This is a genomic window from Paraburkholderia acidicola (genome assembly GCF_002362315.1).
GTDB classification, from domain to species: domain Bacteria; phylum Pseudomonadota; class Gammaproteobacteria; order Burkholderiales; family Burkholderiaceae; genus Paraburkholderia; species Paraburkholderia acidicola.
Map to the genome: position 1 here is coordinate 919449 of NZ_MTZV01000006.1, position 13620 is coordinate 933068.

The following is a 13620-nucleotide window of genomic DNA, read 5'->3' on the forward strand; positions in this document are numbered from 1 at the left end:
TCATGGTTCAATTCAACGACCTCACCGGGTTACTGATTGCGGTAGTCGTAATCAGCCTGATCCCGTTCGTCGCGATGGTGGCCACGTCGTACGCCAAGATCGTCGTCGTGCTCGGGTTGCTGCGCAACGCGCTCGGCGTGCAGCAAGTGCCGCCGAACATGGTGCTCAACGGCATCGCGATTCTCGTCACTGCCTACATCATGGCGCCGATCGGCATGCAGGCGATGCAGAACATGCAGAACATGCCGCACCGCCAGGGTGATTCTTCGGCGCTGATGCTCGATGCGTTCGATGCGGGTAAGGAACCATTCCGCGCATTCCTCAAGGCCCATGCGCATGAACGCGAAAAGCGCTTCTTCGTGCGCTCCGCCTCGGCGATCTGGCCGAAGGACATGGCCGCGAAACTACACGATGACGATCTGATCGTGCTGGCGCCCGCCTTCACGCTGACCGAAATGACCGACGCGTTCAAGATCGGCTTCCTGCTCTACATCGCCTTCGTGGTCGTGGACATCGTGATCGCCAACGTGCTGATGGCGATGGGCCTGAACCAGGTGCAACCGACCAACGTCGCGATCCCGTTCAAGCTGCTGCTGTTCGTCGTGATGAATGGCTGGTCGACGCTGATTCACGGTCTCGTACTGACTTACCGCTAATACCGCTAACTACCGCTAAACGGACACGCGATGGAAACCGACACGCTGGTTCGCATCACCACCCAGGGCCTGCTGCTCTGCCTGTCGATCTCGCTGCCGGTCGTGATCGTCGCGGCCGTCTCCGGCCTCGCAATCTCGTTCATTCAGGCGATCACCTCGATGCAGGATCAGAGCATCTCGTATGCGGTGAAACTGGTTGCCGTGGTGGCGACCGTGCTGATCATGGGAACGTGGGGGGCCTCGGCGGTGCTGCGCTTCGCGAATGAAATTGTCGTGCTGGCGGTGCCGTCATGAGTAGCCGGCGCGTCGACAACTCGTCTCAGCAGCCGCAGATCGCCCATCACGAAGAGCAGCAGGAATTCGGGCTCCATACAAAGCAGCTGTTCAAGATACGGAAGCTTCGAAGTCAGAAGGCCCGAAATGGAGAGATTCAAGGCGAGAAGGCGGAAGTTGCACACTGGAGGGGCGTCAAGTATGCGGAAAGCCGTAACAAGCGGGCGCTGAGCGCGGCTGCGCAAAAGCGTATGGCTCCGCTCGGCACGCCACCGCAACGCGGAACCCAGGGAGGCAAGCAGGCCCGCCTGCGCGAACGCGACAAAGCGCTCGGTAAGGAAATCAAGGATCCGGACCGCGACAAAGAGGTCGACAAGGAGCATCTCGAGAAGGACCATCCGCGCGAACACGATCAGCAGCCCCTGAAGGAAAGAGAACGCGAGCGCGAGAAAGAAAAGGACAAGGAGCGGCAGCAGCAACAGCAGTCGGGCAAGGATCAGCAAAAGGACTCCGGGTCACAGCAACAACAACAGCAGCAACACCAGGGCCGGGAGCAACGGCAGAACGGCGATGGCCAGCCGCAGCAACAGCAGGGGCAGCAGCAGAAACGCGAAGGCAAGGACGAAAACAGTGCCGCAAAGTTCGCTGTCACGCGCAAGAAGGTCAGCACGGCCGTGAAGGTACTGGAGAACTTTCAGGTGCTCGGTGCGAAGCTGAAGGACGCGCCACCAGCCGAAAGAAACCGCGTGCTGCTGCAAACCTTCGCCAAGGTCGCGTTGCGCCTTTTTGCGCAGCTCGATCACGGTTTTGCGCTCGCGCCGCTAGCGGCGCTCAATGCCACGTCGCCAGCCGCGATGCGGCGCTCGCCGGGACGAATGCAGGCGCAGATCGCGGCCGCGACGTTCAACTTCAACTCGCGCGCAGTAAACGGCCCACCGGCGACCAAAACGTCCGCATCGGTCGGCCTGCTCAGCCACACCTACGATATGTCGCGCACGCGGCAGATCTTCGGTGTCGAGTACCCGATGGAAGAGCAAAACATGCTGTCGATCCGGCAGATCATGATCGATGCCAAGGCCACCATGCCCACGCTGGTGGCGTCACATGGCGTGCCAACCGGTTCGGATAATCCGCCCGAACTTCGCGTTGCGCCCGCGCCCCCTGCTGCCGGCTCATAAACTGAAGTCATCGAATCCAGGTAACGCCTAACGGGACTAACGAGCATGAAAGCGCTGAGAGTACTAACCGGCACACACGCCGGCGCGCAAATCCGCTTGACGGTCGGCACCTACCTTCTGAGCGCCGGTGCCGATGCGGACATCTGCATCAGCGACTGGCAAGTCGACGCGCTCTCGCTGACGCTCGGTGAAGATGGGGTGACACGGGTACGGCTCGACGGCGCGGAAGAAGTCCTGATCGCGGATTTCATCGCCGTGCCTTATGGCGACGTGGTGTTCTGCGTCGGCCCCGACGATGCGCACTGGCCGCGCGATCTGGATCTGCTCGCAGGATTGTGGAAAACCGCGGAGCCGGACCTGCCGGAAGAAGAAGCTGTCGCGGCAGGAACCGACGACGACGCAGAGACGCCCATGTCGACTGCGGCATCGCGCACCAAAGCGCTGCGCACCGCCGGCGTCGCACTGGCCTGCACGGCATTGATTGGCGGTCTGTTGACGGCCGGCGTGATGATGGCGGGCGCGCAATCCACCGAGGCCGCGACAGTCCGGTTCGATGCAGCCGAACTGTCGAAGCAGATGACCGAAGCATTGCATCGCGCGGGATTGAAGGAACTGACGGCCACGCCGCGCGGCACCAACGTCGTCGTGAGCGGCATCGTTACTAATTCGGACGGCAGCGACACGGCGCGCAGGATCATGGACACGCTCGCGCGCGGCAAGACACTGCGCGAATACGATGTCGCGCAGCAGGACATCGACAACATCCAGCAGTCGCTCGGTAATGCGGGCGCGCGGGTGGAGTACAAGGGCAACGGCGTGTTTCGCGTCAGCGGAACGGTGCAGTCGCTCAAGAAGTTTCAGCAGCTGCTCGCCAACGTCAAACCGGATCTGGATGAGAACGTCAAACGGCTCGACGTCGACGTGAAGGAAACGCGCTCACCGGTGCCGGATATCCGGTATGCCGAAGTGGTTTCGGTGGGCAGCGTGCACTACATCGAAACACCGGACGGCACCAAGCATCTGCTGGATACCACCAGCACCGGCAAAGAAAGCGAATGAACTCAAAAGGAACCGACATGTACGACGCATTGCTCCCTGTTGCGCAAGACCTCAATACCCTCGATGCGACGCTCAATGCGCCGGATAGTCAGCAGCGCGTCGCACGGATTGTCGGGGCGTTCGAAGAGACGGCCCGGCGTATCAGCTCGGCGACGCAGGCGGCGCGAAGCGACCACGAGCGACTCGAGCTGCAAAAGCTGTATCGCGGCATGATCGCGGCGCAGCGCATCGTCCTCACGCTTCACGAACGTCACACTGAGCGCAGCGTGGCGGTGTGAGGTTCGCGGAGCGCCGGATCATCAGGGCCGGCTGTCGCGCTCCGGGATTGTTGCAGTAGCAGTTGTGACCTTCGACCTTGGCAGCGGTTTTGGTAAACCTCATCTTTAATCTGGAGAATCATCATGAGCGGCGGACTTCAGTCATCCGGTGTAAATCAGGCAACGCAGAGCAACCAGGACTCAGTGGCCGAAATGCAGAAAATGGCCAACGAAAACAACGCGATGACGATGGCAAGCATGCAGATCAACATGCAGCAGCAGATGACCAGCGCGATCGCATCGGTGGGCAACAACGGCGCGAAGAACGTCGCCGACGCTGCGAAGGGGCAGTAAGCGCAAGCAACGTGCGACGCGGTACCTGGGGGTTGCGGGACTGGAAAGAGTTGGGTGGTATCCGGTTCCGTAGCCTTTTTTCTTTTGTCTTTCAGCTACAGCAACTGCATTCATGAGCCGGGAACGATACGAGGAACTGGTCCGCGACATCTGCCAGGTGGTGGACCTGCCGGATGCGGACTACGTACTCGAAACGAAGACGATCGAAATCGAAGGGTTCGAGGTCAGACTCGAGAATTACGAAAACGACCCGGGCTCGCTGTACGTCAATTTTCACTACGGCGCGATTTCGCCTGGGCGGACGCTGGTCGTTTTCCGGTTGATGCTCGAGGCGAACCTGCTGATCTATGCGCAGGATCAGGCGCAGTTATGTCTCGATGCCGATACGGGCAGTATCGTGCTGCTCGTGCATGTGCCGCTTACCGATGACCTTACCGGCGAGTATCTTGCCGAGCTGTTTGCGCATTATGCCGAGCATGGGCGGTACTGGCAGACCAATATTATCGAGTCGTCGGATGAGATGTTTGAGGGCATCGTTTCGGGGAATTATTTGTGGTTGAGGGCTTGAGGTAGAGGCTCAATACACCAGGTTGATAGCCCATCCGCTCATCAACGGTGTATTGATGATGTGCGTCGTACCTGTTCCAGCAGGGCAATAGTTGGAGAACCATGGTAATCCGTTCTGGCCGTCACCCTGGAATACGCCCCAGTTTGTCTTGATCCGGATCGTGTAAATACCGGGTGCAAGCACCTTGTTCAGCGTCACCGTGACGCCCGCAGACCCATCAAGAATGTTGGGCGACTGCATTTCCGAATGCGCATACGACGTGGTGCGGCCGGTATCCATGATGTCGAGGTATTGCGTCAACTGCGCCAGCCAGTTCGTATGATCACACTGTGCGTGATTCATGTGCGCATACGAGGTCACGTTGATCGTGCCAGTGCGCACAAGCTCCACGTCCTGATAGACGTAGTTATTCTTTGTCCGCGTCACGTCGTCCCATTGGTTCTGGCCGGCATCGGGTGCGGAACAATCGAGGTAATCTATCGCCGTATTATCCGCAGGCGGATAGATGATCTGGCAACCGTTATTCCACTTGCCGGCGGTCATGGAGGCCGTGCTTGTCCAGACATATGCCCCGCTAACCTGCTGACAGGACAGTACCTCGCCGTCTGATTTAACGCCGAGTTGCACAGGGTTTGGCACATCGGGTTGGGCTTTACCGTCAAGGCCTAACCCACATGGTTGCCCCTCTGTAACGAACGTCGGAAAATTCACCGCACCGTTGTTGTCGACCGCAGATGGCACCCACTTCTTCCCAGTCCATGTGTAAGGCAACTGGGTGTCCATCGTTACTCGAGTCTCGCCGGGTACCTGCCCTGCCATACCTGCCAAAGCCGTGCCGTCCTGGACGGGCTCGCGCCAAGGCATTGGCGTCCACAGTCCGCCGATGCATGACAGCAAGTGATTACTCGTATCGGCGGCGAAGAAGCTCGCCGTCGTAACCGCGGGATTGGAGCAGGCATCCCCAGCCTTTGCGTAGGTCAAACCAATCGGCACATTCATGACATTCAGTTCGGGGTGTCCCGGCACAGCGTTACGATACAAAAAGTCAGTCGACTGATTGCCCGGCCCCATCATGAACAGTTGACTGGCAAGATGCCCCGCCTGAAGGGTGCAGGGCGACTTGTCCCACGAGCTGGCCGGCGCGCTCCAACCACCATAAGCGCCAACAGCCTTGATTGACGTGGACGTATCAATCAGCCCTCCACCAATGCCGGCATTCGCAGCAATATAGCCAAGATCAGCCTTAGGAATCGCCGTACCATTCGTGCTGACGAGTAGCGCGTCGATCTGCCCGATGACCGGCTGCTGAAATAGCAGGCAGACCGATTGCCGGAAGGCATTCGTGGTGCCGCGGTAACTTTCCGGAATGTACTTGTAATTGATCATATCGTCGAGCAACCACGCGGTAGTGGTTCCGTCGGCCGGAATGGACCCCAGAAGCGTCGCATAGTTCTGCTTGATCGCCTCATTCACAGCCGTAGCAATCTGCCGCTGATACTGCGCAACTTCCTGATCGCGCGTGTCGTTCAGCGATGTGTTGATCATCATGGTGACACCGACAATCATCAGCGCGCCGATAAACAACGCTGCTAACGCCTCAAGCAAGGTTACGCCGCGCTGGCGGCCGGGCAGGCGCCTGATCTGGCGACGCTTCAGAATACTTGTGCGATCCATACTGGCGTTCCGTCAGTGAGAGGAGGCATGCCGACCGGCAACACGACGTTGCCGCCGGTATTCTGCGGATTGACGATCTGTTTGTTTAGAACAGAACCGGCTTCCACGGAATATCCAGCCTGCTGAAGCAAGGCGCCCAGAAAACCGGCGGGCAATGGCGGCCCGCCCGCCGCGGGATAGACAACGACGATTCCGTTGTTGACGTAGTTTTGCCAGCGCGTCGATGTGTAATTCCAGTTGCCGATATGAGCGAAGTCGCTCTGCGGCACCGCGCCACCTGCCGTGTGGTGGCTGAACACGTAGTTCTCAAGCTGCTCGCGATAAGACGCCATGTCGCCCGCCAGCGCGGCCGGCATATCGGGTGGCACCGCATTCACATTGGAATTCGGCAACAACGCATAAAAGGAAATCAGCGCCGCAGCAACAACGGCGATCCACAGTGCCCACATACTGCATGCTCCTCAAGCTTGTGATAGCCCGATACGACGTGTGTCAGGCCGCAATGTGCGGAATCAACAGAACGAAACGCTGCGGCGCATTCGGATCGGTCTGCCCCGGCGTCGGCGCCGCGATCACCAGGCACTCTCCCGGCGCGAGATTCGCTGTCACGATCTGTTCGTGTCCAGGCGAACCTCCAGCCTGTGTATCCGCGCGGCCAAGATCGACACGCAACGCAACACGTTGAAATGCCGCTTCGCCATCGAGTGTCGGCTTGACCGATAGCCACAGATTGTCCGCGCTATCGGGCACATCCCCTTCGCGTAGCGCGAGCCGCGCTTCGTGCCGGTCGATCACAGCAGGCGATCCATCGAGCGTGAGCATCGTGCGCGACACTTCGGTATGCGCACGCTGTGCCTGCTCCAATGCGTGTAGCTGTACAACCAGATCGTGTCCGCCATCCGCGGCGGTTGCAAAACTGGGTGTACCGCTACTGCCCGCGCCGGTATCGCCAGTTGTTGCAGGAAGCGGCAACGCAGCCCCCAGTTCAGCCAGCGCATCACGATTAACATCGACCACCCACGCTTCAACCGACACCAGCTTTGGCCGCGTATCGAGATCGGTAACCAGCACTGCGTCGCCGTCGATCCGCTCCGGCTTGTCACGGATCAGCACGGAATTGGTCGAGGCATCCGCCTCGACAATCGGCAACGCTGCAGCGAACTCAACGGGTTGCACGGCGTTCTGATTCGCATCGGTACCGAGTCGACCATGCATGAAGCGTTGCTGCAATAAAGTCGCCACGCCCTGCACGATCACATCACGCCCGCCGATCGAGCGCACCTGATCCGCAGCAAGTGCCGACTGGAGACGGACTACCTTCACCGTGGTCCGCGTGCGCGCTTGCGCATCGAGTTCAAGACGCCCCGCCGCGCGGCTCAACTGCGCGATATAAGCAGCGGGTCCCTTGACGACGACCGTGTGATGCACCGGATCGAATTGCAACGGAAAGCGCGCATCGGTCACGCCCGACTTCGCGAGACCCGCAGCTAGCGCCTCGGGTGTCAGATAGTTCAGCCGGATCGCAAGCGTTTGTTCGTCACTGATGGGTGATATCTGGATCGCCGTGCCGTCGTAGTACCAGTCCAGATCGAACCGCGCACAAATGGTGTCGAGAAACTGCCGCGGCGGCATCACGAAGTGCCCGTGCACGGTGCCTTGAATAGTGCCGCTCATACGAATCGGCACGTTCTGTCCGGTGGAGAACGCGTTCAACGTATCGACAAGACTGCTACCGTTGGTGTCGTACACGAAGCGGCTGCCTTGCCAGTTAACGCTGGGCGCACCCAGCGCACCCATGCTGCCGGTCGCAGCAGCAAGTACGCCAGCGAACATCACACCGCGCAACAGAGTTCGAATCGACATGAGTTATTTCCGCGCAGCGAGCGAATCAGGTGGAGCATCGGTGGGACTGCTATCGGGCCGCAGCGTGAGTCGATAGCCGGTTGCGTACACCGACTGCACTGTCCAGTCGACACCCGCCGACTTCAGGTTATTCCGCACCCTGCTCACATACATATCCACCGAGCGGCTCTGCACCGCCGCGTCCCACCCCCACACCACGCTCATCAAATCCTGGCGCAGCACCACCGCACCGAGATGCGACGCGAGATGCCAGAGAATGTCGAATTCCTTCGTGCCAAGCCGATGTGCTTCGCCACCCGGTGTCACGAGCGAACGCGCCTGCTGGTCGAGCACGCTGTCTTCGATCATCATCTTGCGGCCCTGCACGTTCGATGAACCGAAGCGTCGCAGCAACGCGCGCACACGCGCCAGCAACACCTCACGATCGAACGGCTTGACAAGGTAATCGTCCGCACCGGCATCGAGTATGCGCACGATGTCCGTCTCTGCGGAATGTACGGTCTGGAACAGCACCGGCATCGTCGACTGCGAACGGCCGCGAATCTTCTGCAACAACTTGTCGCCCGATACACCCGGAATATCCCAATCGAGAATCGCGAGATCGGCCCAGTTGTCGGTTAGATGCTGCTGCGCTTCGAGACCGTTGTGAAACGCATTGACCTGATAACCCTCGGTTTTCAGCCATGAAAGCATCAACGCGTGATGCGCTGGATCGTCTTCGACCAGCAGCACGCGCACCGGTCTGCCTGACATTAGTTTCATCGTCGAACCTCATTCATGGTAAGCATGCGTGCGTCATTTGCGCGACGCATGCAGTGCCCGATCCGCATCGACCAGCGACGATCCGCCCGACGAACGTACCGAACTCGAATTCAGACAAGGCAGTTGCAGCACGAACGTCGTGCCGCCCTCCTCGTTCAGTTCCGCGTACAGCGTACCGGCATGCAACTCGACGATCTGCACGGCAAGCTTCAGGCCGAGGCCGAAACCCGTTGCGCTTTTCTTGCCGACTGCTTCGAAGCTGGTCAACCGTCCGCCTGCTTCCCGCAGACCCGGCAAGCCGCCTGCGCGATCAGTGACCGTCACTTCGACAAGGCGCTCCCGATAGCGCAGCGAGACCGTTACCGCATCGCCGCGCGACGACGCGCGCACCGCGTTGTCGATCACGTTCTGGATCGCGCGCGCGACGAAATTACGCATGCCGTTCACCCACGCCGGTGAACCGTTCGGCAACCACAACTGCAGCGGAACGCCGTAGTACGTCGCCGTGACCTCGAGTTGCGAAATGATCTGCCGCACCGTGGTCCGCAGATCGAAACGCTTGAAGTCGCGAGCATGCAGATGCTCGGTCACCGAACTAAAAATGTATTGCTCGCCAAGCGCCAGTACGTACTGCGCCAGTTGCGTGATCTGCTGCATGCCCCCGCAACGCTCGAACGCCTCGGGGTCGCTCGAATCGAGTTGCGTCAACGCGTTGATCGAATTGAGCGGCGAACGCAGGTCGTGCAGCAGGAAACGCAATGACATGGCCCGCTCGTCGATCGAGCGGCTGAACTCCGTCACGTCGGTCACCGTGACGACCATGCCGACCGCGTCGTTTGCGCTGGCATTCGCCTGAAGCCAGAGCGTCGCGTCTTCGACGTGCAGATCGAAACCGCGCTCGAAGTCTTCGCGGCGCAGCACTTCGGAAGTCGCGAACTGGTCACCCAGCATGGTGGCGAAGTCGCCGCCCGCGGGCAACGACATGTTCAATAGCTTCGTTGCACGTTCGCTTGCGTCGAGCACCACACCGCTGCTATCGAGCGCGACCACACCGCACGGCATGCCGTCCAGCACGGCGCGCATGCGCCGCGTCTGCTCTGCGGATTGTCGGGTCTCTTCGTCCACGCTCGGTTACCTCGTGACTACGGCGTGATGACACGCGGCGACAACAGGAACAGCTGCTCCATATGCTTCTTGTTCGTGTTATCGGTGCGGAACAATGCGCCGAGCAGCGGAATCTTCGACAGGAGCGGCACGCCGGATCTGCCGAAGGTGTCCTCGTTCTTGTGATAACCAGCGATCAGCAGCGCCTGGCCTTCGTTGATGAACGCCTGCGTCGTGATGTTGCTGGTCTGGATCACGGGCAGCGTCCCCACGTTCGTCCCGGTCAGCTCGCCGTCTTCAATCGCGACGTCGAGCTTGATACGCGTCTGTCCGTCTTCCTCCACGACCATTGGCAACACGCGCAGCGAAACCCCCGTCGAAATGCTGTACAGATCGCCCGCCGTGTAGCCCTGCACCTGGACGAAGAATTTCGTCTTGTTGTCCATCACCGCTTCGATGTTGTTTAACGTCACGACCTTCGGGCTCGCGTCGATCTTCGCAAGGTCGGTCTGCTGCAACGCCGAGACGCGTGCCATCAGATAGCGACCGGCATCGCCGAGTACCGCCGCCATCGAAAGACCGGCCGGCGACGCCAATGCCGTGACGTTGCCCTGCAACGTGGTGTTGCCGAAACTTTGTGTCAGGTTGCCGTTGTAGCCGTTCTGCGTATTCGTGCCCGAGCCGGTCTGGATGTCGATGTGACTGTTGTGCGCGGTCCAGTCGACACCGAGTTCGCTCAGCGCGTTATCGTCGATCTCGATGATGTGGGCTTCGATTTCGATCAGTTGCGGCTTGATGTCGAGGCGCTGGATCAGCGTGTCGTATTGCGACATGTGGTCGCCGGTATCGCGGATCACGACCGAGTTGGTGCGCTGGTCGGCGACGATCACCGGCAAGGAACCGTCGCTACCTGGCGATGCCACCTGGGTGGGCAACGGCGGCGGCGATGTCCCGATGGCCGCCTGGAGCTGCGGCGACGGTTCGCCGGTCAGCCCCGAGAGCATGCCCTTGCTGGCACCGCCGGACGGCAGCGGCGGCGGAATATACGGACCGTTGTAAGTCTGGCCGTTGACGTCGGTCACCGGTTCATTGCGCGTGACCCCCGACGACTGCCCGCTGCTACGCCCCTCGCCACCCTTACCCTTGTCCTTCTCCTTGCCCGAGTCGGGATGGTAAAGATTGTTGAGCACCGTCGCCACACCCTCGAGCTTGACCTTGTCGCCTTCGATCATCACCGTACGATCCTGCGCCCAGCCGTGATACAGCGGGAACACACGCACCATCGTGCCGCTGCGACGCGACGCATTGCCGTCGACTCGCGCCGCAATCTGCGTGACGAGCTGCACATAGCGCGGCGGCCCGCTGACGATTGCGGTGCCCTGCGTGGCATCGTAGTTAATCGGAAAGCGGTCGTCGGACACCTGCATCTTGTTGAGCGTTTCGCGCAACGATTCGGTGCTGGCGTTATCGAGCTTGATCAGCGAGCTTTGCAGATCGGAGGATGCGACCACATCGAGCACCTGGCCATCGAAGTACCATGCGAAACCGAACGATGCAGCAAGCGTGTCGAGGAACTTGCGCGGCGACAGATGGAATTTGCCGCTCACCGTGCCGGTCACGCCGGGCGCGATATTCGTCGCGATGCCCTGGCTCGCGCCGAAGTCGCGCAGCACGTCCTTGATGTCCTTGCCGTCGGCCGCATAGTCGACCACCGACGAGCGCAACCGGAGCGGCGCCGCGTGTGCAGTGGGCGCAATCGTGGCGAGTGCGAGCGCAGCGCACATCGCGGCGGTATTCAGCTTTCTGCTCCACTTCTTCATTGCCATTGCTTGCCTGATCCGGTTAATTGCTAAAACAGGGCGATCGGTTCGGTACGTCGAAGGCGATTTCATGTGAGAATTTCCCATCCGTCCTTATTCGGCAGACCACGACCATGAACATCCCCCACCACGACCGGCGCGATCTCACCCGCGAGATTCTCGACCTGATCGATCTGCGTCAGGTCTTCACCGACATCCATATCGAGCAGGACCGGCCGATCATGATCAAGACGCCGCGCGGCTGGCTCGCGGTCGGCGAAGAGCCGGTACTGCTCGAGGAAATGGTGCCTACGCTCGAATCGATCGAGTCCGATTGGGAAAATTTTCTGCAGCACGGCGCGATCGATCGTCCGTTCGTGCTGACGCGTTGCCGGCTGCGTTGCAATATCTATCGCACCTACGGCGGCCGTAAGCTGGTGATCTCGATTCGTCGGCTGCCGTTGCAACCGCTCGCGCTCGACAAGCTTGGTCTGCCCGCTTACGTGCGCACGATGATCGAAAGTCCGAAGGGTCTGGTGCTGGTCACCGGTCCGACCGGTTCGGGCAAGACGACAACGATTGCGTCGATGCTCGATTACATCAACCACACGCGCAACGGTCATATCGTCACGATCGAGGAGCCGATCGAATACGAACTCGAAAGCCATACGTCGATCGTGTCGCAACGCGAAGTGCCGACCGATGCGCCGAGTTTTACGGCGGGTCTGCGTGAGGCGTTGCGACAGAAAGCCGACGTCATCATGGTTGGCGAGATCCGCGATCCGGATACCGCTGAGACTGCGTTGCAGGCCAGCGAGTCCGGTCACCTGGTGCTCGCGACGATGCACACCGGTAGCGCGGTTGGTACGCTCACGCGGTTGTTGTCGTTCTTTCCGCCCGAGCATCGTGAGCGATATGCGACGTCGCTGGCTAATTCGTTGATTGGTGTGGTCTGTCAGTGTCTCGTGCCGACTGTGGATGGCGAGAACTTCGTGCTCGCCAGCGAGCTGCTGTTTAACAACAATCAGCAGATCAGTCCCATGCTCGTCGACCCGACCAAGGTGCCGCTGATTGGCGACCTGCTCAAGCGCAAGCATGACAACATGTCGCGGTTGCTCAACGAGCATCTGGCCAGTCTTGTCGCGAAGAACATCTGTACCGCGCGTGATGTGATGCGGTCGACTTATAACCGGATGGAGCTGCACGATATGTTGCAGGCTATTGTGCCGCGGTGAGTGGCAGGTGCTGTGCGGCGAGTGCTGCGCGCTAACGCGCGCAGCACCTGCATCGTCGAGTAACAGGTCGCGCGTTTCCTCACAGCAGCAATGATGTTGCTGATGCGAAGAGCTGTTCCGGAGAACACTGAAACTCGCGACGATACCTGACGATGCGTTCATAGTGGACTCAGCGAGCGGTTAGTTCGAAGTCCACGTGATGGTGTTGTTGTCGCCAGGGCAGGCGGTTTCCGCGTTCGTGAGGCTGGGCGGAAGGGGGAGTATCGATGCAGTGGTGTTCGTCCCGATCGCCGCCCAGCTTCCGCCGGCAGTTACAGCACTGATGCACACAGCCTTCGGGACATTCGCAAATGCGATCGTGAACTGGGACGGGCTAGCGGTGGACACGACGACTGTCACCGCTCCGCCCCAGCTATTCGTTGCATTGCCGCTCGTGGCGTCGACCGCAAGATCGCCCGGAAATACACCTGCTTTCGAAAGAATCTGGTCCGAGACACCGGTATAGCCATTCCCTTGCGCCATATACAGCTTCTTCACCCCCGTCTGAATCGAATTCACCTGCTCTGCCACCGCATTCGACCCCGCACTGGTAAACGCCCCATTCAGCAGCGCCACCGCCCCAATCACAACAATCGCCGCAATACCCAGGTACGCAATCGCCTCCAGCAGCGACGCCCCCCGTTGTCCTTGCTGCGACACACGAGCGGCACGTGTACCGAACCGCGAAGCCAGTTTCATCGTTTGTTGCATGATGCTCTCCTCGATAAACACAAATAACCGTTGCCAGCGGGTGCCCCGCCCATCCGGCTTCCATGCAGCAACGCTGCATGGCGATTGA

Annotated in this window: 15 protein-coding genes; 8 read left to right on the forward strand and 7 right to left on the reverse strand. The window is 60.1% G+C overall.

Annotated features, from left to right (window positions below; translation table 11 throughout):
- The first annotated feature begins 2 nt into the window (after nucleotides 1-2).
- The 7 genes from sctR (at nucleotide 3) to BWP39_RS22925 (ending at nucleotide 4345) form a co-directional block, all read left to right on the forward strand.
- Nucleotides 3-656 (forward strand): type III secretion system export apparatus subunit SctR, encoded by a 654-nt coding sequence (sctR, locus tag BWP39_RS22895; protein ID WP_096724363.1) that lies wholly within the window; start codon nucleotides 3-5, stop codon nucleotides 654-656.
- Nucleotides 657-686: 30 nt separating this feature from the next.
- Nucleotides 687-950, forward strand: coding sequence for a type III secretion system export apparatus subunit SctS (gene sctS, locus BWP39_RS22900; RefSeq protein WP_091007013.1), 264 nt, complete (start codon nucleotides 687-689; stop codon nucleotides 948-950).
- Nucleotides 947-2107, forward strand: a complete 1161-nt coding sequence (locus BWP39_RS22905; protein WP_096724365.1) for a hypothetical protein — start codon at nucleotides 947-949, stop codon at nucleotides 2105-2107. The genes sctS and BWP39_RS22905 overlap by 4 nt, the downstream gene beginning before the upstream one ends.
- 45 nt (nucleotides 2108-2152) lie before the next feature.
- Nucleotides 2153-3166: an HrpD5 family protein gene (gene hrpD5, locus BWP39_RS22910; RefSeq protein WP_096724367.1), complete on the forward strand. Its 1014-nt coding sequence runs from the start codon at nucleotides 2153-2155 to the stop codon at nucleotides 3164-3166.
- Nucleotides 3163-3444, forward strand: a complete 282-nt coding sequence (locus BWP39_RS22915) for a hypothetical protein (RefSeq protein ID WP_207557055.1) — start codon at nucleotides 3163-3165, stop codon at nucleotides 3442-3444. The genes hrpD5 and BWP39_RS22915 overlap by 4 nt, the downstream gene beginning before the upstream one ends.
- Nucleotides 3445-3567: 123 nt before the next feature.
- Complete coding sequence (locus tag BWP39_RS22920; protein WP_096724371.1) at nucleotides 3568-3777, forward strand: hypothetical protein; 210 nt, start codon at nucleotides 3568-3570, stop codon at nucleotides 3775-3777.
- 112 nt (nucleotides 3778-3889) lie between these two features.
- Nucleotides 3890-4345 carry a CesT family type III secretion system chaperone gene (locus BWP39_RS22925; protein ID WP_091007024.1) on the forward strand — a complete coding sequence of 152 codons (456 nt, stop codon included), beginning with the start codon at nucleotides 3890-3892 and terminating at the stop codon, nucleotides 4343-4345.
- 9 nt (nucleotides 4346-4354) lie between these two features.
- Here the strand turns inward: BWP39_RS22925 and pilV are convergent, their stop codons facing one another.
- Genes pilV through sctC form a run of 6 tightly spaced genes read right to left on the reverse strand, consistent with a single transcriptional unit; the run spans nucleotide 4355 to nucleotide 11574 of the window.
- Nucleotides 4355-6019 carry a shufflon system plasmid conjugative transfer pilus tip adhesin PilV gene (gene pilV / locus BWP39_RS22930; RefSeq protein ID WP_096724373.1) on the reverse strand — a complete coding sequence of 555 codons (1665 nt, stop codon included), beginning with the start codon at nucleotides 6017-6019 and terminating at the stop codon, nucleotides 4355-4357.
- Nucleotides 5998-6468, reverse strand: a complete 471-nt coding sequence (gene pilM, locus BWP39_RS22935) for a type IV pilus biogenesis protein PilM (RefSeq protein WP_096724375.1) — start codon at nucleotides 6466-6468, stop codon at nucleotides 5998-6000. The genes pilV and pilM overlap by 22 nt, the downstream gene beginning before the upstream one ends.
- Before the next feature lie 43 nt (nucleotides 6469-6511).
- A complete protein-coding gene (locus BWP39_RS22940; RefSeq protein WP_096724377.1) occupies nucleotides 6512-7882 on the reverse strand; it encodes a type II/III secretion system family protein in 1371 nt (456 codons plus the stop codon).
- A gap of 3 nt (nucleotides 7883-7885) precedes the next feature.
- Entirely contained in the window at nucleotides 7886-8644 is a 759-nt protein-coding gene (locus BWP39_RS22945; protein WP_096724379.1) for a response regulator transcription factor, read from the reverse strand.
- Nucleotides 8645-8677: 33 nt separating this feature from the next.
- Nucleotides 8678-9769 (reverse strand): ATP-binding protein, encoded by a 1092-nt coding sequence (locus BWP39_RS22950; protein ID WP_207557056.1) that lies wholly within the window; start codon nucleotides 9767-9769, stop codon nucleotides 8678-8680.
- A 17-nt stretch (nucleotides 9770-9786) separates the two neighbouring features.
- Entirely contained in the window at nucleotides 9787-11574 is a 1788-nt protein-coding gene (gene sctC, locus BWP39_RS22955) for a type III secretion system outer membrane ring subunit SctC (protein WP_407944803.1), read from the reverse strand.
- Nucleotides 11575-11681: 107 nt separating this feature from the next.
- Between sctC and BWP39_RS22960 the strand changes: the two genes are divergently transcribed.
- Complete coding sequence (locus BWP39_RS22960; protein ID WP_096724381.1) at nucleotides 11682-12782, forward strand: type IV pilus twitching motility protein PilT; 1101 nt, start codon at nucleotides 11682-11684, stop codon at nucleotides 12780-12782.
- Nucleotides 12783-12962: 180 nt separating this feature from the next.
- On the opposite strand, the gene BWP39_RS22965 is transcribed toward BWP39_RS22960, so the two are convergent.
- A complete protein-coding gene (locus BWP39_RS22965; protein WP_096724383.1) occupies nucleotides 12963-13532 on the reverse strand; it encodes a type 4 pilus major pilin in 570 nt (189 codons plus the stop codon).
- Between the last annotated feature and the right edge of the window lie 88 nt (nucleotides 13533-13620).

Excerpts from the sequence above, each read along its gene's own strand:
- pilM (WP_096724375.1), bottom strand. The coding sequence starts at position 6,468 with ATGTGGGCACTGTGGATCGCCGTTGTTGCTGCGGCGCTGATTTCCTTT.
- hrpD5 (WP_096724367.1), top strand. The coding sequence starts at position 2,153 with ATGAAAGCGCTGAGAGTACTAACCGGCACACACGCCGGCGCGCAAATC.
- sctR (WP_096724363.1), top strand. The coding sequence starts at position 3 with ATGGTTCAATTCAACGACCTCACCGGGTTACTGATTGCGGTAGTCGTA.
- BWP39_RS22965 (WP_096724383.1), bottom strand. The coding sequence starts at position 13,532 with ATGCAACAAACGATGAAACTGGCTTCGCGGTTCGGTACACGTGCCGCT.
- pilV (WP_096724373.1), bottom strand. The coding sequence starts at position 6,019 with ATGGATCGCACAAGTATTCTGAAGCGTCGCCAGATCAGGCGCCTGCCC.
- BWP39_RS22945 (WP_096724379.1), bottom strand. The coding sequence starts at position 8,644 with ATGAAACTAATGTCAGGCAGACCGGTGCGCGTGCTGCTGGTCGAAGAC.
- sctS (WP_091007013.1), top strand. The coding sequence starts at position 687 with ATGGAAACCGACACGCTGGTTCGCATCACCACCCAGGGCCTGCTGCTC.
- BWP39_RS22920 (WP_096724371.1), top strand. The coding sequence starts at position 3,568 with ATGAGCGGCGGACTTCAGTCATCCGGTGTAAATCAGGCAACGCAGAGC.
- BWP39_RS22905 (WP_096724365.1), top strand. The coding sequence starts at position 947 with ATGAGTAGCCGGCGCGTCGACAACTCGTCTCAGCAGCCGCAGATCGCC.
- sctC (WP_407944803.1), bottom strand. The coding sequence starts at position 11,574 with ATGGCAATGAAGAAGTGGAGCAGAAAGCTGAATACCGCCGCGATGTGC.
- BWP39_RS22925 (WP_091007024.1), top strand. The coding sequence starts at position 3,890 with ATGAGCCGGGAACGATACGAGGAACTGGTCCGCGACATCTGCCAGGTG.
- BWP39_RS22940 (WP_096724377.1), bottom strand. The coding sequence starts at position 7,882 with ATGTCGATTCGAACTCTGTTGCGCGGTGTGATGTTCGCTGGCGTACTT.
- BWP39_RS22960 (WP_096724381.1), top strand. The coding sequence starts at position 11,682 with ATGAACATCCCCCACCACGACCGGCGCGATCTCACCCGCGAGATTCTC.
- BWP39_RS22915 (WP_207557055.1), top strand. The coding sequence starts at position 3,163 with ATGAACTCAAAAGGAACCGACATGTACGACGCATTGCTCCCTGTTGCG.